Origin of the sequence: Cyclobacterium lianum (assembly GCF_900143075.1) — a bacterium.
Taxonomy (GTDB): Bacteria; Bacteroidota; Bacteroidia; order Cytophagales; family Cyclobacteriaceae; genus Cyclobacterium; species Cyclobacterium lianum.
The window spans coordinates 217783-243819 of the sequence record NZ_FRCY01000007.1; the positions used below are offsets into that span (position 1 = coordinate 217783).

Consider the following 26037-nt stretch of genomic DNA (forward strand, 5'->3'; position numbering starts at 1 on the left):
CCTTCAGTGCAAAGATTCGGATCAGCTATGCTCTCCCGCTATGGAATCTCCGGAGTCATAGACAGGGGATTTGTATTCTTCCGAGCGATGCTGCGTCAGCATTGCTTAAGCCCAGACATCGCGTTCCGGCCGGGAGGATTCGCTGTCCGAAGTTGGTATTCCCTTTTTTTGCACCGATTCAAAGATATTTGATAATCTTGCCATAAAGGTTCTCCGGTGTAAAGGGCTTGGAAATGTAATCGTCCATACCCGAGGCTTCCAACTGCTCCTTAACCTCCAGCAATGAGGAGGCAGTAAGGGCGATAATCGGAACGTTTCGCTTGGACAGCAGGTCCAGTTTACGAATGATCCTGGCCACCTCAAATCCATCCATTTCGGGCATTTGCAGATCCAGCAGTACCAGATCAAAATCATTTTTAATAAAATGGTCCAGCGCTATCTTACCGTTGGCAGCAAATACTATTTCGCCTACCCCCCACTTCGAGAGGTATTTTTTGAGCAAAACCTGATTGACCTGGTTGTCTTCGGCCACGAGTATCTTCTTTTCTTCGAGCTTCCCATTCCATTCCACCTCGTCCTTGGAACTCAGCGGCGGAATTTCATCCTGTTTTTCGAAATCCACTTCAAACCAGAAGGTTGACCCCTCTCCCAATTTCGATTTCAGGTGAATCTCAGTACCAAATAGTCTGGTCAGCTTTTTTACAATTGCAAGGCCCAGGCCGGTACCTCCGTATTTTCTGGTGGTATCAGAACTCGCCTGCGTGAAAGCATCAAAGATGGAATTTACCTTACTGGCCGCAATACCGATACCTGTATCCTTAACGGTAAATCGGACGGTTACCCAATTGTCCTTTTGTTTGACCAAATCAAGAGAAACCTTGATGTACCCTTTATCAGTAAATTTGATCGCATTGCTGACCAGGTTATTGAGGATTTGCGCGATGCGTACAGGATCCCCAATCAGCAGGTCGGGCATGTCGAAATCTGGCTCGTAGATGATCTCAAGGGCCTTGTCCCGGATCTGGTAGGCATAGGAGTGGATGATCCGGTTGATCAGGTTTTTTGGTTCGAAGGGCACCTTTTCCAATATCAGCTTTCCGGAATCTATCTTATTGAAGTCCAGAATGTCATTGATAAGGCCCAGCAGGTTTTCTGCTGAAAATTGAAGGGTACGCAGGTTTTCCAACTGGTCCTCCCTGGGATTATCTTCCAGCAAAAGATGGGAAAGACCGATTACAGCATTCATGGGCGTACGGATCTCATGACTCATTACGGACAAAAACTGGCTTTTGGCATTCAGAGCCGATTCTGCCTTTTCCTTGGCTTTAAAGAGTTCCTTTTGAGTTTCCTTAAGTTTGGTAATATCTCTGGCAATACCTGTATAGTAGCGTACCTCTCCTTTTTCATCCTTAATTACCTTGCCGCTGGAGCTGAAAACCCTATAATGCCCCTTTTTATGACGCAATCGAAATTCAAATTCAGGATTGTCCTCAAAGTACCTGATATGGCTGATTTCCCCGTCCAGAAATACCTGTGCATCCTCCGGATGAAGGTAATCCGTAAAATCCCCGCTGGTAAATTCAAAAGTTTCATAACCCAGAAACTGCTTGATATTCGGTGAAACGTAACTCAATTCCATTTGTGCAGTGATTGAAAAGATGATTTCTGTAGATTCTTCTACCAGGTTTCGATATTTGATCTCACTTCTTTTCAGTTCTCTTTTTGCCTTGTACTCCTCTGAAATATCCCGAACAATCCCCAGAAAATACTCCAATTGATTCCCATTAAATATTGGGCTGGCGGTCAGTTCGTAAATCCTGTTCAAATAGGGCAGGATCTTACTCACCGTATTTTTTTTATCCAGGGCCTCCTGCATCAAGGGGGCCACTTCTTCAAAAGTAGTGGTGTGCACCTCCTTAAGGGATTTGCCTTCAAAATACTCCTTGTCCAGGCCCCAATATCGGAAATTAGATCCTTCTGCGACCAGGTATTTGAGATTTTTGTCTATCAGAAAAACATTGGTATGCGGAATGTTGGATGCCAAAACCCGATAGCGGTTTTTGATTTTCTCTATTTCCAGCCTGTCATTTTTCCTTTCTGTGACATCCTGCAATAATCCCTCATACATTACCACCTGTCCTTCCGGACATACCACCGGTCTTATTTTATCTTCCACCCACCTGTAAGAGCCATCTGCCGAAATCAAGCGGTATTCCCGGCTGTACTGGGCTTTTTCCGGCTGCATCAACTCTTTTTCGAATATCGCCAGGTCATCGGGATGGATGATATCCATCAAACTGGCTCCCTGACGAATGAGCTTTTCTGCTCTGTAGCCAAACTGGTTAATGTTTTCGGTAATATAGCACAATTTGAAACCCTGATTGGGCTCTACCTCAAAAAGTACCGCAGGGCTGTTTTCAATGATCATCTTGGCCTTTCGCGCCATCTCCTCACGCTGAATCTTAGAGGTGAGGTTTCTGACGAGAAAGGAGTATCCGATTTTTTCACCTTCCCGGTTTTGAATCGGCTTTACAGACACTTCATAGGGCTGTACCTGTGTTGAATTGTCCAATAACTGCACCTCTTCGACCCAGATGCCCGTATCGTCAGCCTGCCGGGCCAGCCCATCAAAAGTATCCGATACTGCGTTGATGATCTGGAAAAAATCACTGATCTTACCATGACCACTTTGTTGGGGATTACCCTCGAAAATAGCCTCCTGATTCATGTACACTACATTAAGGTTCAGGTCAGTAACGTATATGGGCTCATTTACCTGAGCAAGGATCTGTGATTCAAACAAAAGCTTGCGTTCGACTGTCTTCTTCTCCGTAATGTCGTTACAAAAGCCAAATACCTCCAGGTTGCCCTGTGGGGTCAACTGGTTGACCTGAACCCCATAGGCGATGTACTTGTCTTTGCCATTCGGATTGGAGAAAATAAACTCCCCGGAAACAGATTTTCTCTTGTTGATAGCGAGTTGAATTTTCGATTTCACCGCATCCCGGTCTTCAGGTCGGATAAGATTGAGAAAATTCCGGATACTCATCCCGCCTGGCTCATACTCCAATTGAAAAATCCTATTGATACCCCTGGAGAAATATATCCGGCGGTCCGAATTATTGAAACGCCAGGATCCGGATTTGGCCAGAATTTCCGTTGAACTCAATAGCTTTTCATTTCTGAAAAGCTCCGCTTTAGTAGAGCGATTGATATAGGCTGCACCCAATACGTCCCCGAGTTGCTTGAGCACATATTCATCCCTATGGGTTTGTTTCCATTCGGGTTGAGGGAGACAACTGCTGAGGGTATACAGTCCCAATAGTTTGTTTTCAGCAAAGATAGGTACCAGAATAAAAGACCTGACACCGTATTTTTTGGCAATGGTCTTTTCAAACGGGTGTAATCCGGATTCTTTTTCCAGATCACCTACAGCACGGAACCTTGCGTTTGCCAATAGACTTAGAAAATTTTCCTGTCCTTCAAAGGAAAGAGACTGCTCTATTTTTACAGTTTCCGGCAGGGATTCCCGTTCCCATTCAAAAACACAGTCCAGCAATTTGATTTCTTTTTGTACAAGGAAAAAATTTGCTCTTTCTGCCTGCTGGGCGTGGGCGATCATCGACAGCGCTTTGAGAAAAACCTGATCCCACTCCTCATCGGAGGCATTCAGGAAACGGGTGGATACCCAGTTGATCATTCTTTCAAATTCTACCTTTCGGTGCAACAAGCTGGCGGCATCATCGCCATTTGCCAGGTCTGCCAACAGGGTCCCCTCTTCCTCAAAAGCTGCTTTTCGGTCAGATGAGATCGCATACTGCCCGGTAAACAGACAAATCTTGCTTCCATCTGCCAATACCTTTCCATCCACCTGAACCCAAAGCGCAACTTTGCCTTCATACAGGTCCTGGATGTGCAGGGTTTCCTGAAAATCATTGTCAAAATAATCCCGTATATTCCTGCGCAGATCAGCGTAATCGTTTAAAAACGAAGGCCAGGAGTTATTTTTGTCAGCTTGAAAAATCTGCCAGTCGCCCTCAGCAAAAATCACCTGATCTTTCTTAAAAACCAAAAGCAATTCATTTCCCTTTTCGGGTCGTTGGAATATGACTTTTTCGAACTCTTTGTTCATCTTAAAAATAAATAACCGGTATTAATGATTGCCGACTCCCCCTCAGGTTTGCCGGCGATGTTTGCCTGATATAATTAAGGCATTAAGTTAATAACAAAAATCAATTATTTCATTATTTTGTCCTAATAAAATCAAATTTCCTACAATAAACCGGGACGTAATCCCCAAAAATAAGGAACCTTTAGTTTTTGCCCAGTAGGGATGTCAGCTGCTCCATGTCTGCTTTTTTGACCAACTGATCGTCTACAACTGCCACCGGCCCTGTCTTGCAACAATCCATACACTTGGTTTTTACCAATTTAAATTTGCCTTTGTAAGGGGCCTCGTTAATGGTCCTCTTAATTTTGTCTGTAAAATCCCTTGCCCCATTTGCCTTACAATCCGATCCGGTACAGACGAAAATAAATTTCCTTCTTTTTTTCATACCATATCCGTTTAATTACCAAATGCCAGTCTCAACAATATTCCACAAATGTAAGCACCATAGGTACCAACCCCATAACCCAAAACTGCCAGTAAAACCCCGACCGGCGCAAGTGCGGGGTGAAAGGCGGAAGCGACGATGGGAGCCGATGCTGCTCCACCCACATTTGCCTGAGAGCCTATGGCCACATAGAAAAATGGTGCCTTGATCAAAAAAGCAACCACAGACATGAACAGGATATGAAAAATCATCCAGATGAAACCTACCAGAAAGAAAACCGGATTGTCAAGTACTGCTTTCAAGTCCATCTGCATGCCAATGGTAGCTACCAAAACATACAAAAGCACACTACCCATTCTCGATGCACCTACTCCTTCAAGCTTCCTGGCGCCGGTAAAAGAAAGTACCAAGCCGCCGGTAGTGGCCAACACCACGAGCCAAAAGAAACCAGAGTCAAGAGAATAGGGCTTTAAGCCAGGGTAGTGCTCTCCTATATAGCCTGCTATTGCATTCCCAAAAAAATGGGAAATTCCAGTCACCAGAAAACCAAGGCCCAGAATCGTCATGGTATCAGAAAGACTTGGAATTTTCATGATGCTCAACTGATATTTTTCAACTTTTTCCTTCAAAGAAGTAATGGCAGAGGTATCTGCTTTCAAAAGCCTGTCTGGCAGCTCAGGTTTTCCTGCCCAATACAGCAGGAAAGCCATCCATAAGTTAGCTACAATCACATCTACTGCAATCATTTGGCTGAAAAGTATCGGGCTGGCGCCAAACACCTCCAGCATGGCCGTCTGATTGGCACTACCGCCTATCCAACTTCCGGCGATGGTCGCCAGGCCTCTCCAGGTTTCTTCCGCGCCCACACCTCCCAGTACTCCAGGATACACCAATGCTACCAGATAAAGCGCTACAGGTCCGCCCAGGATAATACCTGAGGTACCGGTCAGAAACATGATCAGCGCTTTAGGGCCCAGTTTCAGTACGCTTTTCAAGTCTATACTCAGCGTAAGCAGCACCAGAGATGTGGGCAAGAGATACCTGGAGGCGACAAAATACAACTGGGAATCTGCACCAGGTATCAGGCCAAAGGTATTGAGTAAGGCGGGTAAGAAATAACACAACAATACCAGCGGAACAAAGCGATAAATTGCCTTGAATATGGGGTGGTTGCTTGATGCAGTATAAAACACCAATGCCAATATCCCCATCAGCAGACCAAAAACTACTGCGTCATTACTTATCCAGACATCTCCCAAAATCACCTAATCTTTTTCCAAATGGTTAAAAATTCACTCAATATCATGGCCGTTGCCCCCCAGACTACTTCATTATTAATTTCATAGTAGGGTGCTTTGATGGTGGTTCCCCGGGTATTTATTTCCAGTTGCTCCTTTTTGCCTTCCCTGTGGAGGAGCGTCTCCAAACTGCAAGGAACGAGGCGGTCTACCTCTCTGGGATCAATATTGAATACCGGTGTATCGCTTGTGTAGCCCACAAAAGGTCGGACCGAAAAATTACTCGGCGGAATATACAGATCTGAAAGTGCACCGATGATTGAGATAGATTTTCGGTCCACCCCGATTTCCTCTTCCGTCTCCCGCCTTGCCGTATAGCTGAGATCTGGATCTTCGGGATCCATCTTCCCTCCTGGAAGTGCGATTTGACCGCTGTGAACACCTTCGTATATGGCCCTTTTGATGAACGGTATCATGATGCCCTCCGGTCCGGAACAAAACAGAAGCAGCACAGCACCCTTTCTTGCCTGCGCTGACCGGCCCTGGTCGAAACGCTCCTCTTCGAGCGGTATCGGTGCCATACGAACCTGTCCAGCCCTACCGGGAAGAGGCTGCTGCAAACCCGCCTCCAGCACTTTGATCAACTCAATAAACTCCATCGTTAATCGTTCATGGTGCGAAAAAAAGGCCTGAATAGCATTCAGGCCTTTTTCACTTATCAAACCTATTAAACCTATTGGGTTATATTCATTAAATGAATAAACTCCATCGAAATTTAGAAAATAATATTACAAATCCAAAGGCTAAAAATTTTGCCGGAAAAATTTAATACATTAATATCCCTTTTGATTGTACAGAGATATTTCTAGTTGTCGTTTTTATGCCGGACTCCTCCTTACTCGCAACCGCCCGTGTTATTCTGAAAGGGTATGAAGATTACATTGCCGAATTTAACCGCCTCACGCTGGAGATACCTGCAAACTTTGTCCGGCGCGACTGGAAAAGACTACAGGAGAATCACAGACAAAGGCTGCGGCTATACAAAAATCAGCTACAAAGCATTATACCTGTATGCGAGGAACATTTGGGCGAGAACCTCGCGTCTGAGCCAACATGGATCGCATTGAAATCCGAATACCTGAATCTGATCAGCGGAAAAGGTGACCGGGAACTTGCTGCCACATTTTTCAATTCAGTATTTCGAAAAACCTTTCCCGCACCCACGATTGATGATGCGCTGATGTTTGTTGAAGCCCCTTTTGATGAAATCCCTGAAAAAATGGATGAAAGGCTCTACAATAACTATCCGGCGACGGGAAGCCTAAAAGACATATTCAGAAAAATCCTCGACGATTTTGATTTTGGAGTCCCCTATTTTCAGAAAGAAAAGGACATTGATCATCTCGTTCAAGGCGTGCAAGAGGTAATTCTGAGCCGCTACAGTGCCACTGCGGATACGACCACACAAGTGCTGAAGGATATTTTCTATCGCAATAAAGCAGCTTACCTGATCGGCAGGACATTTATAGGCAAGAAATGGATGCCTTTCATCATCCCCTTCGTCCATAATGCGAAAGGGGTATTTGCCGATACGCTTATATTTGACCCCAATATAATGAGCAGTATTTTTAGCTATACCCGTTCGTACTTCATGGTACATACCTCCACTCCCGCCCAGACCGTACTGTTTCTCAACTCTGTCATTCAACACAAGCGTCCTTACGAAATATACAATGCGATCGGATTTAACAAACATGGTAAAACCGCTTTCTACAGGGACTTTACCAGGCATCTTAGGGAAAGCCATGACGATTTTGTAATTGCCCGCGGCATCAAGGGGATGGTGATGACCGTATTTACGCTTCCCTCCTACAATATAGTTTTTAAGTTGATCAAGGATCATTTCGACCCTCCAAAAAGCATGACCCGGCAGCAGGTAAAGGAAAAATACAAAATGGTAGGCTTGCATGACAGGGTGGGCAGAATGGCGGACACCCATGAATTTGAAAATTTTAGTTTGCCTTTAAACCGTATCTCAGCGGAGCTGATGAGCGAATTGAACAATACTGTCAGCTCTTTATTGGAAATACAGGGGAAAAACCTGGTTATCCGCCACCTTTATATCGAACGGAGACTGACACCATTAAACCTTTATCTTGAAAAATGTAGCCTCGAAGCTGCCAGGAGCGCAGTAGACGACTATGCGAGGGCGATACTTCAGATGGCCCAGGCGAATTTTTTTCCCGGTGACATGATGACCAAAAATTTTGGTGTCACCCGGCAAAACAGGGTTATTTTCTACGATTACGATGAAATCGATTTCCTGACAAACATGAATTTCAGAGTCAAACCCAAACCAGAAACCTACGATCAGATATACGCCTCAGAGCCCTGGTATGAGATCCATGAAAACGATGTTTTTCCGGAAGACTTCAAACGCTTTATGATCGGAAGAGCTGATGTGAAAGCATACTTTATACAATCCAACCCAGAGCTTTTTGACCCTGTATACTGGCGTGAAATACAATCCAAAATCATAAACGGCGAGTTGATCCACGCTTTTCCGTACCCGGAAAGTATGCGCTTCCGGCCCGACGAAAAGATTTGACGGCTAGTCACTGTACCAGCTTGCATACTTGGGATAATTACCTGCGATTCTTGTGATGGCAGCCTCCATCTCCGGTCCGGTGGATTTTACCCTTTTGGCAGGCACTCCCGCATAAATGCTATCCTTTTCCACCACAGTACCCGCCAATACCACTGCTCCTGCGGCAATGACAGCACCTTCCTGAACGATGGCATCATCCATGATGATCGCTCCCATTCCTATTAACACCCTGTCGGCAATGGTACAACCATGAACTATTGCCCTATGTGCAATAGATACCTCTGAACCGATATTCACCGGTGCCTTTTGGTAAGTGCAATGAATGATGGCACCGTCCTGAATATTCGTTCTGTCTCCTATGCGGATATAATGAACATCTCCCCTTAAGACCGCATTGAACCAAACGGTGCATTCCTTTCCCATGATTACATCACCCAAGACAGTAGCATTGTCTGCCAGCCAACAACCTTCCCCGAACTGAGGAAATTTATTCCCTACTTTTTTGATTAACGCCATATAAATGATTATCAGAATAATATTATTGTTTTAGGGTCTAAATCACAATTTCAAAAAATTTATTCTTTGAAATAATGAACCTTTTCCAATAATTACAGTTTAAGTGTTTATACATACATTTTGAAACCAATCTTAATTAAACCATTATTATTTATGAAAACAATTAAATTATCAGGATTTATGCTGACAGCTACTTTGCTGGCTTTTTCCTGCGGTCAAAGCACCGAAACAGTTGAAACATCAGAAGCAAAAGAAGTGGCAGCGGCTACCGGATCCACATTGACTCTGGATGCAAATTCAAGCAAAGTAAACTGGAGAGGGTACAAACCCACAGGCCAACATTACGGTGTCATCCCTGTGAGCGGAGGTGAAATATCTGTTGAAGGAGATGCCATTACGGCAGGAGAGTTTACCTTTGACATCACAGGCCTGGAAATCCACGACCTGGAGGAGGGAAGTGAAAACCACGGCAAGCTTTGGAACCACTTGCAGTCAGACGACTTCTTTGATGCGTCCAATCATCCACAGGCAAGTTTTGAAATCACGGAAATAACTCCGTACAACCAGGGGGACAAAGTAGAGAACCAGGAGCAGTTTGAATCTGAAAACACTCCCAAAAGTGCTTCCGAACTGGCTCCCTCCGCACCTACACATTGGATCAGTGGAAACCTGACCATGAGGGGCAATACCAAAAATATCAAATTCCCTGCCAGCGTATCCATGAATAATGGGACCATTACTGCTCAGGCTGGTTTCAATATTGACAGGACCGAATGGGGTCTTTCCTATGGAGACGAAGCTTCTGCAGTAGATAAGGCAAAAGACCAATTTATCTACAACACTGTAAGCGTAAATTTTGACATCAAAGCCAATTAAAAAAGCAGTAAGCATTTAAGTTGAACAGAAGGGGGCCTGAAGTCCCCTTTTTTATTGCCTTTTTTCTATTTTTGCCCCATGTTCAGAACTGAAAGTAGCATTTCTATACCGGTCAGCCCCGAGTGGGTCCACCAATTACTTGATTGGGCCGATCAGCATTTCAGTTATTTCAGTTACCTCAACCCCAACGACATTGCCTATCCCATGGGTGCTTTTCCCCATGTCTTTTATGCGGGAAATTTAACGGCCGACCTGGACCATTTGGATGATTTACCCAAGGAAAGGCCCAAAATTGGGATAGTTTCCTACGATCGGAAAAACCGATACGAAAATTTACACAGTCAGAATCCTACCTGGCTGGAATGTCCCGAGACGGTGTTTTTCAGCCCGGAGATTACCATTCATCTTTCTGCCAATGAGGCAACCATCACCGCGGCGGACCCGGAAACCTGCGCCAGAGCCATCGCGGCCACTGGTACAAAGAGTCAAAACCCTTTGGGTACCTATACCCTTACAGCATCCCATGGGCCCAGGGCCTACCAGAATACATTTGAAGAAATTCAGCAGCATATTCTTGACGGTGACATCTATGAGATGAATTTTTGCATGGGTTTTCACGGCAAACTCTCCTACTGCGATCCTGTGAGGTTTTACCTGCAGCTCAGCAGCCATTCGCCCATGCCCTTCAGCGCGCTGGTGAAAGCAAAAGACCTTTTTTTGTGCTGCGCGTCTCCGGAAAGGTTTTTGAAAAAGCAAGGCCTGAAATTGGTCAGCCAGCCCATTAAAGGCAGTACCAGAAGGGGAAAAAGTCCTGAAGAAGATGCCATGCTGAGGCAATCCCTGCTTGACAGTGAAAAGGAAAGGGCCGAAAACCTCATGATCGTCGACCTGATGCGCAATGACCTGTCCAGACTGGCAAAAACCGGTACGGTCTCTGTGCCAGAATTGTTCGGCATTTACTCCTTCCGGCAGATTACCCAGATGATCTCAACTGTAGCATGCCAATTGCCCAAAGACACAGGCTTTCAGGAAATCATTTCCAAAACTTTTCCTATGGGAAGCATGACCGGCGCTCCTAAAATAAGGTGTATGGAGCTGATTGAAAAGTATGAAACCTTTAAAAGGGGTTGGTTTTCGGGATGTCTGGTGCGCCTGGAAGCCTCCGGTGATTTTGATTCCTGTGTTATCATCCGAAGCATGATACTGAACCGGGCCCGGAACATCTTTTATTTCGGTGTTGGCAGTGCGATTACTGCTGACGCCAACGCGATAGACGAATATCAGGAATGCCAATTGAAAGCTTCCACCATCATACAGACATTAAATCATTTTTATCAACAAAAAACTGATCCCGTAAAATGGCCAAACTAAACGATATCCTTAAATCCATTACCCAAAAAAACCCAAATGAAGCAGAATACCACCAGGCAGTAGAGGAGGTTTTTGAAAGCGTACTTCCGCTGTTGAAGGCCAACAAAACCTTTGTAGATGAAAAGCTTTTTGAAAGGATCTGCGAGCCTGAGCGGGTAATTTCCTTCCGCGTCTGCTGGACGGACGACAAGGGCCGGGTGCAGGTAAACCGGGGGTTCAGGGTACAAATGAACAGCGCATTGGGTCCTTTCAAGGGAGGGCTGCGGTTTCATCCAAGCGTCAATCAAAGTATCCTGAAATTTCTGGCCTTCGAGCAGGTTTTTAAAAATGCCCTCACCGGTCTGCCACTGGGCGCGGGAAAAGGAGGCGCCGACTTTGACCCGAAGGGCAAATCGGATGGTGAGGTCATGCGATTTTGCCAGGCCTGGATGATGGAAGCTTTTCGGCACATCGGCCATTTTACAGATGTGCCGGCCGGCGACATCGGTGTGGGCGAAAGAGAAATCGGATACCTGTTTGGCGCTTACAAGAAACTACAAAACGAGTTTCAGGGGGTGCTTACCGGAAAAGGACTGGATTGGGGTGGCTCTTATTTACGGCCTGAGGCGACAGGTTATGGCCTCATCCACTTCGCTCATTTCATGCTCACTGAGATAGACGATAATCTTGGTGGCAAGACCTGCCTGGTCTCAGGAGCCGGTAATGTTTCTCAATTTGCCATGGAAAAGCTGTTGCAGGAAGGTGCGAAAGTGGTGGCTTTTTCAGATTCAACCGGTTTCGTACATGACCCGGAAGGCATGTCAGAGGAAAAACTAAATTACCTGAAAACCGTAAAGAACGAGGAGCGGAAAAGCATTTCGGCATTTGCAGATAAGTATCCATCTGCCAGCTTCAAGGCCAGCGGAAATAAAAACATCTGGTCCATACCTGCAGATTGCGCATTTCCCTGTGCCACGCAGAATGAACTGGACGAGAAAGATGCCAAAACCCTGCAAAAGAATGGTTTGTTACTTCTGGCAGAAGGAGCAAATATGCCCTGCACGCCGGAAGCCATCGATTACTTCCAGAAATCTAAAGTGCTCTATGGCCCGGGCAAAGCATCCAATGCCGGCGGCGTAGCCGTATCTGGACTGGAAATGAGCCAGAACAGGATCGGCCGCTACTGGGCCAAGGTAGATCTGGAAAAAGAGCTGCGGGCCATTATGAAAAATATCCATGAAAAATGTCTTGAAACCATATCCAGACATGGTTTGTCCGAACAGGATTACCTGAACGCATCTAATATCGGTGCGTTTGAGAAAGTAGCCAAGGCCATGCGGGCACAGGGAACAGTCTAGACATAACATGAGCGCCATCCGGAAAATCATACATGTGGACATGGATGCTTTTTTTGCATCCGTGGAGCAATTAGACTATCCGGAATTGAGAGGAAAGCCTGTGGCAGTAGGAGGAAACCGGGAAAGAGGAGTGGTGGCAGCCGCTAGCTACGAAGCGCGAAAATATGGGGTCAGGTCTGCCATGCCTTCTAAATTGGCAGCAAAAAAATGTCCAGCGCTCATCTTTGTCAAACCGCGCTTTGACCGGTATAAGGAGATCTCCGGCAAAATCCGCCAAATATTTCTTGAATATACCGATCTCGTCGAGCCCCTGTCCCTGGATGAGGCATTTCTGGATGTGACAGTAAACCATTTCGGACTTCCTTCTGCCACACTTATTGCCAAAGAAATCCGGCAAAGAATCAAAAACGAAACGGGTCTCAATGCATCCGCCGGGATTTCTTACAATAAATTTTTGGCCAAGGTGGCATCTGACCTTAATAAACCAAATGGGCAGGCTGTGATAACCCCCGAAAAAGCGCCCGCATTCCTGGAAAAACTGCCGATAGAGAAATTTTATGGAATAGGTAAAGTAACTGCCGAAAAAATGAAATCCCTCGGTATCCACAATGGTTTTGACCTCAAACAGTATTCGCTCACTTTCCTCACCGGCAGATTTGGCAAATCAGGCCTGCACTATTACCAGATCGTTCGGGGGATTCACAATAGCGAGGTAAAGCCAGGCCGGATCAGAAAATCCCTGGGAGTAGAAAGTACTTTCGAAAAAGACCTGATGAACCTGCAGGCAATCCAGGAAAAACTCAAAGAAAAGATTTTACCTGAGTTTTTCAGAAGACTGGAACGGAGCAAGGCAAGGGGGAGAACGCTAACCCTAAAAATAAAATACAGCGACTTTAGCGTGCATACCAGATCCAGAACCTCTAACGAACCCATTCCTATAGAAGGAATGGAGGCCATGACGCTGGATCTCGCCCTGCAGGAAGACATCATTGAACCAGTCCGATTACTGGGCGTGAGTCTCTCTAACCTGTGCAGGTCAGGAGAACCCGGCGAACAACTCAGGATCAGGTATTGAGGCCAAAAAATTTCCATGGTTCGGTATTTTTTGCCCCAAAAGGAAAAAAATATACTCCTCTCATTCTTGCCAGCGGGTATAATATCACGCCCCTACAGGCCTCAGGCCGATTGACACAATGCTATATCGATGGGCTGCACCCATCGCTGATAGATCCCGCCCCTTCGGGGCTTGGCTAAATGGAAAACGAAGGATTACCCAGGCACTGAAAGTGCGACATATCCCAGCACAGGGTAAATTTGCTTCGGACCACAGATTCCGGCATTAATCTTGTGTAATTCTTACTATGAAAAATAACAAATCCATGACTACTTATCAGAAATACCTGGACTTTGGTGTCAAATACGGCATACCCCTAACCATCATCATGGGGACCCTTGCCATGAAAAAAGCAAAAGGATTGGGCAACCTGGCTGTCTTTGCCCTGGTGACACCTGGCATGTTGGGCTACCTGTACAGCTTAAAAAAAGCCAAAGAAACATTGAAAACTCACCCTGAAAATCCCAGGTAACCCTTAAAAGGGATAGCCAATGGCGAAATTGAAAATGAGGTTATCCCTTCTCCACTCGCTATCGGTAATATTGAAATCTTTCTCCCATCGCTGAGTTTCCGGTAGATAGGGTCTTCGGAGAGGCGTGGCCAGATCGAACCGCAATACAAAAAACTCTATATCTACTCTTAATCCTATTCCAGTGCCAACGCCCAATTCTTTAAACCAATCCTTTCCGATTTTTCCACCCGGAAGAGCTTCATTTTCATTCACCAGCCACACATTTCCTGCATCCAGGAAGACTGCACCTTTGAGATATGGAACCAGGGGAAACCTAAATTCCAGGTTCCCTTCCAGCCGGATGTCTCCAGCCTGATCAAAAAAGCTTGCGGTACTCGCTCCATCCGGACGAAAAGAGCCAGGTCCGAGAGATCGTATGCGAAATGCACGGATGCTATTCGGCCCACCTGAAAAAAACTGCTTGACAAAGGGCAGGGAGACGGAGTTGCCATAGGGCAATCCCAGGCCTCCGAACAGTCTGGCAGCAAGTAGCCGCTCCTCGGTAAAGCGCCAGTAATATCGAAAATCAATATCGGCTTTATTGTATTGGGCATAATTAAAACCTAAAAAGGTATTCGGATTTTTCCCATTCAACGCCTCATTTAAAAACCTCAGCCCCGCCCCCGCCAGATCCAGATTGGCACCAAAGTATATGCTATGCGTCCTGTATTTATCCATCAATTTGTTAAACGCAAAGTTATAGGTAATTCCGGCAATAAATTGCTGCTCGAAACTTTGCCTCAGAAAAGGGTTGGCATTTAAAATCTCATCAAATTCCGGCGAAGTCCTGGAAAGGTTGACGAAGTTAATGCTCACCGGAGTAATCTCATGGTACACAAAACGGTTTGCATTCCAGAAATAACCGTAGGTCGCGGACACGGAATTGAGCCTGTAGAGGCCCCTCCGATCCTGGTACTCCGTACCAAGGCTGATTTTCGTCTTGGGTACGGAATAGGCAAAACGTTCCTTGATGGTGATGGGAAAAACTACCCTTGGGAAGATCAGGTCTCCTTTCAATCCCAGCTCAAATGCATTCAACCCTTCCCTTTCTCCCGAGGCTATCTGACTTTCATAAGCCACTTTGCCGGTCAAGTTAAATGTTTCTCCCCCGAAAAATAAATTCCTGTTTCTGTAATTCAGCAAGAGCGCAGGACCGGCAAAATTATTCGATTTGGAGACCCCCTGCAGTTCTGCCCTCAGCGAACGTTTGTCCAGTGGAGATAATTGGATGCGTGCGTCAAGGTAACCCTTCCCGTCTGTGGTTGTATCCTCTACCTGATTGTACCTGACATTTACAAAGCGGAAGTTCCCTATACCAGACAGGCGGTTGCTGGTCAGTCTGGATTGGGATGCATCGAATAACGCTCCTTTCTCAATCAGGATATATTGTCTCAGTAAATCAGGCTTAAACGAGAGCTCGTCCTGAATAAACTGAACCCCGTCTACTTCGGTAGTATCTGAATTTTCCCCGTACTCATCCAGAGAATAGTTGGGCAAAACCTGTATGCTCCTGATTTGATAGGGTAAAATACCTTCCTGTGGCACATTCTGTTTTAGCCTCAGAAACAAGTCGAATTCACGGCTATCGTACTGATTGGTATCGGCATCGAAAATCAGAAAATCGGGATTAAAATTGTAGTAGCCTCTTTTTTTCAACTCAGTGTTCAGGCGTTCACGCTCAGCTTTAAAACCTGACAACTGAAAACGGTCTCCCGCTTTTATCTGCGTGGAGGAAAGCAAATCCCTGATGTCCTTGTCTATGGGCAGGCTATCCCTTTCATATTGGTAAGTCTTGAGGGTATAGGGAGCATCCAGACTTACCTGGTAGCTGACATCTCCTTTTTTCTGCTTTCTCCTGAAGGAGGAGCTGATTTCAGGGAAAAAGAACCCGTTATTCTCCAACCTGTTTGCCATCAATTCCTCTGTCTTCTCTGCATCCACCTGGCTGAGATAAACTGGCTCCTCTCCTATTTTTTTAAAGATGAACCGATTGATAAACCCCGGATTTTCGCGCTGCATTTTGTAATATGCCCACAATCCCAGGTACTGACCCAAAATCTTGCTGTTTGGTTTCGGCCTGGTCAGGCTTTGTAATTCCTCTCTCACTTCTTTGATCCGCCTTACCGGCACCTCCTCGCTCACCTGCAGATTGGCACCGGTATAAAGCAACTCGTCTTCCGGTATATAACGGGTCACATTGCAGGATGACAGGATCAGCAAGCTCAGGAAAAATCCAATTTTTCCAAAACACGATTGCCTTGCAATGCACTTCTCGTAATAGTTATTTTTCCTGATTTTCATCCGTCTTCTGGATTGAATCTTCTAGTGGATCTTTTTCATTTCTTCTGGTTTCTATTCCTCGCCACAGCTCATCAAAATGGTTGAACTCCCGATTGAAAATGGCAGAGAATCCAGTTACGACCAGTTGTCCGTCAATAAAACTCTCAAATTGATTCTTGCGGAACCCCCTTATGCGGTAGCGCCCGTTTTCGGTAAGCAGGTATTCGATGCTCACATTCCCAAGAAGCGCATTTTCAGCTCCTCTTTCCCGGGAACTGCCTTCAATATCTATTTGGCTCCCCACCTGAACGATCAGTCTGTCATCCAGAAATCGTTTTCTTGCATTCAGATTTAGCTGAGTCCGCGACTGGGGGGATTCTCCCTGATAGTCCTGAAAACTGTCCAGATCGACGTCCAGCTCAAATCCGGTACCCCCGAGTGCATTTTCCGTAAAGGAATTCAACTCACTTGACAACAATTGGCTTACGCTGGATTTGGCCATGGCAGTAGCTCCTCCCCCACCGGTATTGGCACCACTTGGAAAAAAACGGTTCAGTACCAGGAGAGAAAAAACCTGCCGGTTCAATTCCCCTTCCTGACTGTTTAGCTGTTGTACCTGAGCATATACGCTGCCTCCCAGAGCGCCTTTCTCATCTTCTGGCATGTCGAGGGTAAAGGAGATCAATGGTCTCAGCATTTCTCCCTGTATATTTAAATAAACTATAAACGGTAATTGCTGACGGTACTGCATCATATTTTCACGGCTCCCTCCGGCTGCAGTGGCTGTCATCAGGTCTACCGCAGAGGTCTTGATATTGTAGATTGCTGTGATGTCCATGGACGCATCCAAAGGATCTCCTGCCCAGGTGATGGTGCTACCTCCCCGTATTTCAAACCTTCGGTTTACCAGACTGTATAAACTCAACTCGTAGTGCCCCGCCGACAACTCATAAATTCCCGTCAAATTTATCCTGCCGTTAGGGTCCAGATCCAGTCGCAGATCCGCTGCTCCCTCCACCATCAGGTTGTCCCCGGATCTGGGGTCAATCACCACATTGAATTTGGCTTCTGGCGACACCTGGAGCAATGCGGATACCTGATAGCCCGAAAAACCAGTATTGCTGGTTTCTTCTAGGCTTTTGGTAAGGATATCGTCGGGATTCTGGCGATTGACATAGTTCACCACTCCCTCCCTTTCAACTACATCCAGTTGGGTTTCCGGCACCACGAAGGTCAAATTGGTACCATTTTCCACTGTCAGGTCAGCGGAGACTTCCGGCAGGTTTAGATCTCCACCTATCGACACCTCCGCTCCGATGATAGCATCTCCATAGAAAAGGTCATTGTCTTCCGCGGTAGAATTCAGGAATCTGAAATTCTCTGCACTCAGATCGAGATCAAATCCGGGGTTGGTCAGGTTCTCTGTCAGGACGCGCCCATCCAGCGAAAACTCATTGCCATCGGCATCAAAAATGGTCAGTTGATCCAGGTAGACTCCCTGGTTGTCCAAGGTAATTTCTTCATTGTTGAGCTTAAAAACTGCATTGAGCGCCGTTGGGTTAAATGCAGTATTGTTAAACTTCAATCTGCCTTGATACTGGGGTGAGTTTATATTTCCATTGACCGAAAATGATCCGGACAAAAAGCCCTCAGCACCGCTCACTGCTCCCTGGCTCAAACCTTCGATCACTGCCATTTCCAGCTTATTCAGGTCAAGGCTCAGGTTCAGTAAAGCACCTGCAGTGTCTGCCTGATAGTCCCCAGTGAATTCCAGGTCAATGCCCCGCTCGCTGAGGGACAAATCAAAATCATAATCCCTTTGCTCTGCTCCACTCGACGCATCTAGCGCAAGGTTGCCCAGAGGTACCTGAAGTACGTTCAGATCTGTAACGGTGATTCCCGCAAGAAAACCGGTAGCACCAAATGGGTTCTCCAGAATAAACTCGCCATTTACCATGCCGGAAGCCAGCGTCTCGTCAGGATTCAGTAAACTCGTAAAAGTGGCCAGCCGGAAATTTTCAAAATTTAAGCCAACAGTGTTTCCTTCCGGCTCATTGTAAAAAGACAGGTTTTGGCTTTCCCTGGTGAAAGAAAAATCCCTGAACACCAGGCTGGAATCTGAAAACCACATTTCGTTGGATTCCGGTACAGTCCAGGTCTTTTTGTTGAAAATCAAACTATCGGGATTGACATGCAGTTTCAGTGAATCGGCGGCAAGACCCAGGTCAAATGCTACATGCGCGAGGACATCTTCTCCATCCAGGGCATTGAAATCCAGGTACAACTGCTTTTCAAGTACCTTGCCGGTAAAATAGGTAGCCCCGAGTGCTAAGGGTCCGCTCTCAAGACCGAGCAGCCCGAATGCAAAGTCAAAGTCCTCCGCATTGCTATTCACCCTTAACCCAAGACTGTCCACGACAATCCCTGCATAGGACAGATAGGGAAAATCTACACTGCCCTCCAGAACTGCCCTTCTTTCATCAAAATGTAAAACGACCGAGCCACTATCCATACTTTCGAGCTCAGGTAACAACACCTGATCCAACAGCAATCCAGGTACGATATTCATATTCAGATTTACCGCAACCCTATTCAGGCTGTCCTCCTGAGTGCCCGTGGCCCCTGAATCCCGGGGCGTTTCCAAGTGCTGGTTAAAGTGTCTTACAATGCCATCCATTACGGCGCCAGGATCAGCGTTGGCCTGTAACTGACCCTTCAAGATATTGCTTTCTATGCTAAAATCCGTTGTATCCGGCATCACCTTCAGGCCCATATCCCAGGTTCCGAGAGGATATGCCTGTTCTTCCAGTACCACTGTACCGTTATCTATATGCGCATCCATGCTGAATGCAGTCGCATTGCCCTCCCAATGGGCAGTAAATTCCATGCTCCCGCGCAAGTTATCCGGGCTGATATTCAAGCGGTAGAAATCAGCGCCTTTCAAATCCAGATTTAGATCTGCCAGCACGGTTTCAGGCGTCAATTCGGTATCTGCGGTCAGTTCGAAATCCAGCAATTCATCCTGGTGCCGGAGGTTGACATTACCCCGCCCGTCGGAAAACACAGCCTGAAGCGTCAAGTCCTGATAATCGTGACCCTTCCATTCAAATTTTGTTAGCCGCGTTTGTAGATCCAGTTCAAGGAGTTCAGGAGGGCCCGTATTGCCACTGGCCTCAAGTTCAAATCCCAAACTACCAAAATCCGGCAAACCAAGGATCTCCCCCAGAGGGGCCTTGCTGAGTGAGACCTCCAGGTCGTACACAAACCCCTGCCCGGCAGATGTCACCCTCCCTTGCAGCATTAAATCAGCACCGTAACCCTGTGCAGAGGACTGAATATCAAAAGAATCCAGATTTCCACTGCTTTTTAGTGCCAGGGAGACTGATTCCGGATACCGAAGTCCCAGGCTATCCTCGCGGACAAATCTGTTTACATCTTTCCGGGCGGAAATAAAATTTAAAGTATCCAGCTCCCAGGAAATTTGATCGGTGTCCAGGGGATACCGGATCGATCCAGTCATACCGATACGGGTATCGGGTCCCCATCTGGCCGACATTTCATTGATATTGATCTGCTCCAGGTCGCCCCTGGCATAGATCCTGGTATTTATTTGTTTTCTGGCAAGTGTGCGGATATAGGGATCCTTTCTCAGTTCCGGGGAAAAGTAAAACGCATCGCGCAGCCCAATGTCGATCCGGTCCAGGCTAAGCTCCAAATGAGACTGATCCGGAGTATTGAGCAGCTCAGCAAGCGCCGCATAGCTCAGAACCAACTGACCCTGTACCTGACTATGCCCGGTTTTCAAATCCATATCTTTCAGGCTGGCCGCTAGCGGGTCCACGGCCATATCAACCTGAAATGTTTCCAGATTAAACCCTGAACGCTCTCTGAAAGACAGCTGATCGAGAGAGGCCCCCGCACCTTCAGCATTCAAAAACACCTGGTTTAGTTGTAAACTAAGTTCACTAATTCCCAGAGCTTCCGGGTCAAACTGGTCCTGAGCAGCATGCTTGCCCTTGAGTCCGTATTTGATGTTGTTGTTCAGCCAATCTATGGATCCTACAGTTACCTCCCAGTCTGGCCAGACTATGGTTTCGGATGCGGGGTCAGATTTCTCCGGCGAATCCCGGAGCAGCTGTGCACCATACTGGTAATCCAGTTCTGTATCTTGTAGTAAGAGTGATTTGATCTGAACCCTTTGGTTTTGAAGATCAGCTTCGGGAAGTTGCAAACCGAAAGACCCCAGGCTGGCCCGTACATCCAGATCATCGGGATGGGAAATATAATGCAGGTCGATATGGTTCAAAGAAAGCTCGTCCAACACCAGCAGAGGGAGGGGACCTGATTCTGTCTCATTTTCCTCCACCGGCGGCAAGGGCTTTTCCTGTACATAATCCACTGCGGTATTTTCCCACTGAATTTTACCGATATGAAAATCCATGCGGTTCAGGTCCAGTTTCTCCGTGAGTAATTCAAGCCTGCCCAGTTTGAGATCTAGTGATAAACCCAACAGTTCATCTGAATAACGAACATCCCAATCATTCAATAAAACCGGTCCAAGGGCAAGCTCCGGAAAGCCTCCACCTCCCGGCGTTCCTTCAACAGTACTGGAATCCTGATCGCTTGCAGGAGTAGAGAAAGCATCAAGGAGGAAGCCAAAATTAAACCTTCCCGTACTATCGCGATGCACATTGGCTTCGAGTCCCTGCCATTCCAATCTGCTAACTCGGATTTCTCCGGTCCTCAAAAACGGCAAAAGTGCTATTCCTGTTTCCAATTGGCCGGAGTAAAGCAGTGTGTCTCCCTCCATGTCTTCCAGATAAAGCTCCTCCAGATACAGGTTCCCCCTGAAGGTGACGAAAAGCCGGTCTACCGAAACTTCCGTTTTGGTCTTCCCGGAGACATAACTGATCAGTCTGTTGACGATAAGGTCCTGACCAAATGGGCTTCGGATAAAAAGCAGCAGCAGAAGTAACAACAAGGCCAGGCTAAGGAAAACCCAGCCCAAAACCTTCATTATTTTCCTTATTATGTTCTTCCGCTCAGTCAATCTACAAATATGGCTAAAAAAAAGAGCGGATGGAGCAGCCACTCTAAGGGTTTTCGAATATATTCAGACAATTACAGACAATTTTTATACCAAAGCTGGGCCACCTGACTTTTTAAAACCTGTCTGGCGGGCAATTTGGACCTGCGCCAGAGATACTTCCTGTACTGTGCCCACACAAACTGCCGGTCCCCGCCGGAGCCTTTTCATTCCGGAAGCTAAAAAAAGCACCTAAAAATACCGGTATTCGCAGTGCGCCTGTAAAACCTCATTTTACGACAAAATGCATAATAATAAGCTGTCAGCCTGTCAATCTGTCTGTATTTTACTAAATTTGCATTTTGAAAGAATCAGCAAATGGAAAACATCATCAAGGATATCGATATCATCAGTACAGCGGGGCAGGAAAATTGTGATTTTAAAACCACTGCGGATGAAAACACCGGGCAAATCAAAAAATTATATATTGAGAGTTACGGCTGTCAGATGAATTTTTCCGACAGTGAAATTGTGGCATCGATCATGAAGAAAAATGGTTTTGATACCACATCGGATTTCAACAATGCGGATGTTATTTTTCTGAACACCTGTTCTATCCGGGACAAAGCAGAACAAACGGTGCGTAAACGCCTGAGTCAGTTCAATCAGGTAAAAGCAGGAAATCCGGAATTGACCATTGGTGTGTTGGGCTGTATGGCCGAGCGTCTGAAAGACAAACTGCTGGAAGAAGAGAAGCTGGTTGATCTGGTGGTAGGTCCTGATGCCTACCGTGACCTGCCCAATCTGGTCGCGCAGGCAGATGAGGGAATGAAAGGGGTAAATACATTCTTGTCCCGTGAAGAGACCTATGCAGATATCTCGCCGGTCCGTCTAAACTCTAATGGGGTTTCTGCCTTCATTTCCATTATGAGAGGTTGTGACAACATGTGCTCTTTCTGTGTGGTGCCCTTTACCCGAGGCAGAGAAAGGAGCCGGGATCCACATTCTATAGTTAAGGAGGCCCGGGATCTGTTCCAAAAAGGATACAGGGAGGTAACGCTTTTGGGGCAGAATGTGGACAGCTATAAATGGTCGCCCGAGGAAAATAACAAGGCAAGGCTGAATAAAAAAGGAGAAGCTGTCACCGAGGTAATTCATTTTGCGGATCTGCTGGCCATGGTAGCGGAAATCGACCCCCGTCTGAGGGTAAGGTTTTCTACCTCCCACCCGAAAGATATCACCGACGAGGTCTTATACACCATGAAGGCCCATGACAACATCTGCAAATACATCCACCTGCCGGTACAAAGCGGCAACTCCAGAATATTATCACTCATGAACCGCACATATGACCGGGAATGGTATCTGGAGCGGGTACAAAAAATCCGGGAAATTTTAGGTGAGGAATGTGGCATATCTTCGGATATGATTGCAGGCTTCTGTTCAGAAACTGAAGCCGAGCATCAGGATACCCTGAGCATTATGGATCTGGTTCAGTATGATTTTTCATACATGTTTTACTATTCGGAGAGACCGGGCACGCTTGCAGCAAAAAAATATGCTGATGATATCCCTCTTTCCGTTAAAAAACGCAGGCTACAGGAAATTATCGCCAGGCAGAACGAACTTTCCCTGCTACGTAACCGCATGGATATCGAGCAGGTGCAGGAGATATTGATAGAAGGGCAGTCCAAGCGATCAGCAGATCAATTGAAGGGTAGAAACTCTGCCAATAAGGTGGTGATCGTTCCCGCCGGAAAGCTGGCAGCCGGTGACTACGCCAGGGTAAAGATCACCGATTGTTCTTCCGCTACCCTCTTTGGGGAGCTTGTTAATTGATAGTTGAGTTACGTCTATGATCCCCATTAGTGAATCAGAAATATTAAGTGTCAAGCAGCGGTTTGGCATTATCGGCAACAGTCCTCTGCTGAACCACGCCATACAGGTAGCCATGCAGGCTGCTCCGACGGAGATGACTGTGTTGATCACCGGAGAGAGCGGAAGCGGAAAGGAGTCTTTTTCTAAAATCATCCATGCCCTCAGCAAAAGAAAACACGGTAAATTTATCGCCATAAACTGCGGTGCGATCCCTGAAGGCACCATAGATTCCGAACTTTTTGGTCATGAGAAAGGATCCTTTACCGGTGCACATGAGGCAAGGAAGGGTTATTTTGAGGTGACGGACGGAGGTTCTATCTTCCTGGACGAAATCGGAGAAATGCCATTGGGCACCCAGGCCAGGTTACTGCGGGTGCTTGAAAATGGTGAATTTATCAAAGTAGGTTCTTCGAAAGTACTGAAAACAGATGTACGGGTGATTGCTGCCACCAATGTAAATTTGCTGAAAGCCGTAGAGAAAGGGAAGTTCAGGGAAGACCTTTACTATCGTTTAAACACGGTACCCATATTTGTACCTCCGCTGCGGCAACGGGGCGACGACATGGTGCTGCTATTTCGCAAATTCACCACAGATTTTTCAGAAAAATACCAGGTAAAACCCGTGGTACTTACCGAGGACGCCAAGAATCTGCTGATGGATTTCCCCTTTCCGGGAAATATACGTCAGCTCAAAAATTTAGCGGAACAAATTTCGTTATTGGAGCAGGAAAGAGAAATCGAAGCTGCAACATTGGACCAATACCTGCCAAAGGAGGCCAGTAGCCTGCCCGCCTCTATTCCCGGTAAGAAAGGACAGCAGGAAAGTTTTACTGATTTTTCAGAAAGGGAAATCCTCTACAAGGTTCTTTTCGACATGAAAAAGGACATGAATGAATTGAAGAAGTTAATTCTGGAATCGTATCATTCAGGAGGTCTTGACAGGAGTATCATGAAGAAGCACGAAAATCTCTTTGAAGATGTGGATGCTGACCGGCCTTATGAAGAAAGGCCTGCTCCCCCCAAAAATCTCCCGATGGTACTGGAGTCATTGACCGACAAGAAGGAATTGCCGGAAAAAAGTGAAACAAAAAAATACGAAGAGGATATCATTGAAGATATCATTCACGAAGAGGATGACAGTTCATTATCTTTAGAAAAAAAGGAAAAAGAATTGATCGCCAGAGCGCTAAAAAAACACCAGAACAAACGCAAATATGCCGCATTGGATTTGGGTATATCGGAACGAACCCTTTACCGGAAGATCAAGCAATATGATATCGACTAAATTTGCGGCTACCTGGGCATGTCTGGTTTTTTTGCTTACCGCAGGCTGCAAAATAGAGTACAGTTTTACGGGTACCACCATTGATTACAATGTGACACAGACATTTTCTGTGGCCAATTTTTTCAACGACTCCGGAGGAGGTCCTGCAAATATGGGTCAACTCTTTACAGAGGAGTTAAAAGACTATTTTCAGCGAAACACACAATTGGAACTGATACAAAACGGAGGAGATCTGCAACTTTCCGGGGCCATCACCAAATACACCATTACTCCGCAAGCCACCGTCTCAAACCCAAACAGCAACCAACCGGACCGTGCAGGTCAGATGCGCATCACCATAGGCGTTGAGGTAGACTTCGTCAACCTCAACAATGAAGAGGAAAATTCCAAACGCCCATACTCCTTTTTCCAGGATTATGATCCCAGAACCACCTCTCTTTTGCAGGTAGAGACCGAACTGGTAGAAGTGATATTCGAAAACATCATACAAGATGTTTTTACCTCCACAGTGGCTAATTGGTAAAAATTGAGTATCTTGATGGATATAATAAAATCTGAATGGCTTTGAACTCCCAAGAATTGATATCCCTGCTCCTGAAGGCCGGGCAATTAGACAAGGAAGATTTTAAAAATTCCTTGAAGCTTCAGGAGGAATTCCCCTATTTTCTGATCCCAAAGGTGCTGGGAGCGAGATACGAGTGGAATCATTCAGGTTCTGCATCCAACACCCTTCTCCACTGGGCCGCAGTACTCAGCCCGGACAGGAAAAGACTGAAAACATTGGTAACCGAAGAAATGATATCCCCGGATATTACCGGAAAAGACGATGATACTTCAGATGCAGCACAGAATGTAGCGGAAGAGACAATACCAGAAGAAAAGGAACAGGATATCAGCGAACAAATTGATCAAAGCTGGGATGCAGGAGAAAGAGATGCCCCGGAAAATACAGATAAGCCGGAGAGATCTGTCAAGCCCAACAGAGATGAGATCCTGAGGCGCCTGGAAGAAAATCTCAATCGAATCAAAAAAAAGGATTCCGGACAGGAACACCCGGGTGGACAAGAAAAAAAAAAGGAGGAAACCGGCCCCTCTACGGAAAATGACGGGGAAGATCTGGTATCGGGGATTGCCCGGAAGGAATCTCTCGCCCAGACCGATCAAAGAAAAAAGGAGCAACTGGATATGATCAACAATTTCCAGGAACGACCCATCCGGCTTTCCCCCGAACAAATGGATCAGGAGAATAATTTGCCCGATTTGTCCGAAAAAAGCACCGTTTTAAACGACAACATGCTGTCAGAATCCTTTGCCAGGTTGTTGGTCAAGCAAAACAAAAAACCTGAGGCCATAGAAATTTATAGAAAATTAATATTGAAGTTTCCGCAGAAAAAGACTTACTTTGCGGATCAGATTGAGCAGTTGAAAGCATAAATATATA

The 26037-nt window shown here is 46.2% G+C and carries 17 protein-coding genes; 10 read left to right on the forward strand and 7 right to left on the reverse strand.

The window, feature by feature from the left end:
* Positions 1-178 precede the first annotated feature (178 nt).
* The 4 genes from BUB19_RS13530 to BUB19_RS13545 form a co-directional block, all read right to left on the reverse strand.
* Entirely contained in the window at positions 179-4132 is a 3954-nt protein-coding gene (locus BUB19_RS13530; RefSeq protein ID WP_073095090.1) for a PAS domain S-box protein, read from the reverse strand.
* Between the two features lie 181 nt (positions 4133-4313).
* Positions 4314-4556, reverse strand: coding sequence for a (2Fe-2S) ferredoxin domain-containing protein (locus BUB19_RS13535; RefSeq protein WP_073095091.1), 243 nt, complete (start codon positions 4554-4556; stop codon positions 4314-4316).
* An 11-nt stretch (positions 4557-4567) separates the two neighbouring features.
* Positions 4568-5767 carry a DUF819 family protein gene (locus BUB19_RS13540; RefSeq protein WP_073095141.1) on the reverse strand — a complete coding sequence of 400 codons (1200 nt, stop codon included), beginning with the start codon at positions 5765-5767 and terminating at the stop codon, positions 4568-4570.
* Positions 5768-5817: 50 nt separating this feature from the next.
* Positions 5818-6516: an NUDIX hydrolase gene (locus BUB19_RS13545; protein ID WP_317041588.1), complete on the reverse strand. Its 699-nt coding sequence runs from the start codon at positions 6514-6516 to the stop codon at positions 5818-5820.
* A gap of 158 nt (positions 6517-6674) precedes the next feature.
* On the opposite strand from BUB19_RS13545, the gene aceK reads away from it, so the two are divergent.
* Entirely contained in the window at positions 6675-8402 is a 1728-nt protein-coding gene (aceK, locus tag BUB19_RS13550) for a bifunctional isocitrate dehydrogenase kinase/phosphatase (protein WP_073095092.1), read from the forward strand.
* A 3-nt stretch (positions 8403-8405) separates the two neighbouring features.
* Here the strand turns inward: aceK and BUB19_RS13555 are convergent, their stop codons facing one another.
* Positions 8406-8918, reverse strand: coding sequence for a gamma carbonic anhydrase family protein (locus BUB19_RS13555; protein ID WP_073095093.1), 513 nt, complete (start codon positions 8916-8918; stop codon positions 8406-8408).
* 153 nt (positions 8919-9071) lie between these two features.
* Here BUB19_RS13555 and BUB19_RS13560 point away from each other — a divergent pair, with 153 nt between their 5' ends.
* From BUB19_RS13560 to BUB19_RS13580, 5 genes are all read left to right on the forward strand, one after another.
* Entirely contained in the window at positions 9072-9794 is a 723-nt protein-coding gene (locus BUB19_RS13560; RefSeq protein WP_073095094.1) for a YceI family protein, read from the forward strand.
* 78 nt (positions 9795-9872) lie between these two features.
* Positions 9873-11165 (forward strand): anthranilate synthase component I family protein, encoded by a 1293-nt coding sequence (locus BUB19_RS13565; RefSeq protein ID WP_073095095.1) that lies wholly within the window; start codon positions 9873-9875, stop codon positions 11163-11165.
* A complete protein-coding gene (gdhA, locus tag BUB19_RS13570) occupies positions 11153-12502 on the forward strand; it encodes an NADP-specific glutamate dehydrogenase (RefSeq protein ID WP_073095096.1) in 1350 nt (449 codons plus the stop codon). Before BUB19_RS13565 ends, gdhA begins: the two co-directional genes overlap by 13 nt.
* Before the next feature lie 7 nt (positions 12503-12509).
* Positions 12510-13577, forward strand: a complete 1068-nt coding sequence (dinB, locus tag BUB19_RS13575) for a DNA polymerase IV (protein ID WP_073095097.1) — start codon at positions 12510-12512, stop codon at positions 13575-13577.
* Positions 13578-13863: 286 nt separating this feature from the next.
* Positions 13864-14088, forward strand: coding sequence for a hypothetical protein (locus BUB19_RS13580; protein WP_073095098.1), 225 nt, complete (start codon positions 13864-13866; stop codon positions 14086-14088).
* Between the two features lie 3 nt (positions 14089-14091).
* Here BUB19_RS13580 and tamL read toward each other — a convergent pair whose 3' ends face one another.
* Positions 14092-16428 (reverse strand): translocation and assembly module lipoprotein TamL, encoded by a 2337-nt coding sequence (gene tamL / locus BUB19_RS13585; protein WP_084097280.1) that lies wholly within the window; start codon positions 16426-16428, stop codon positions 14092-14094.
* Positions 16409-21424, reverse strand: a complete 5016-nt coding sequence (locus BUB19_RS13590) for a translocation/assembly module TamB domain-containing protein (RefSeq protein WP_073095099.1) — start codon at positions 21422-21424, stop codon at positions 16409-16411. Before BUB19_RS13590 ends, tamL begins: the two co-directional genes overlap by 20 nt.
* A gap of 387 nt (positions 21425-21811) precedes the next feature.
* Here BUB19_RS13590 and miaB point away from each other — a divergent pair, with 387 nt between their 5' ends.
* Genes miaB through BUB19_RS13615 form a run of 4 tightly spaced genes read left to right on the forward strand, consistent with a single transcriptional unit; the run spans position 21812 to position 26030 of the window.
* Entirely contained in the window at positions 21812-23272 is a 1461-nt protein-coding gene (miaB, locus tag BUB19_RS13600) for a tRNA (N6-isopentenyl adenosine(37)-C2)-methylthiotransferase MiaB (protein ID WP_073095101.1), read from the forward strand.
* 16 nt (positions 23273-23288) lie between these two features.
* Positions 23289-24596, forward strand: coding sequence for a sigma-54 interaction domain-containing protein (locus tag BUB19_RS13605; RefSeq protein ID WP_073095102.1), 1308 nt, complete (start codon positions 23289-23291; stop codon positions 24594-24596).
* Entirely contained in the window at positions 24583-25119 is a 537-nt protein-coding gene (locus tag BUB19_RS13610) for an LptE family protein (RefSeq protein ID WP_073095103.1), read from the forward strand. Before BUB19_RS13605 ends, BUB19_RS13610 begins: the two co-directional genes overlap by 14 nt.
* Before the next feature lie 35 nt (positions 25120-25154).
* Positions 25155-26030: a hypothetical protein gene (locus BUB19_RS13615; protein WP_084097282.1), complete on the forward strand. Its 876-nt coding sequence runs from the start codon at positions 25155-25157 to the stop codon at positions 26028-26030.
* The last annotated feature ends 7 nt before the right edge of the window (positions 26031-26037 follow it).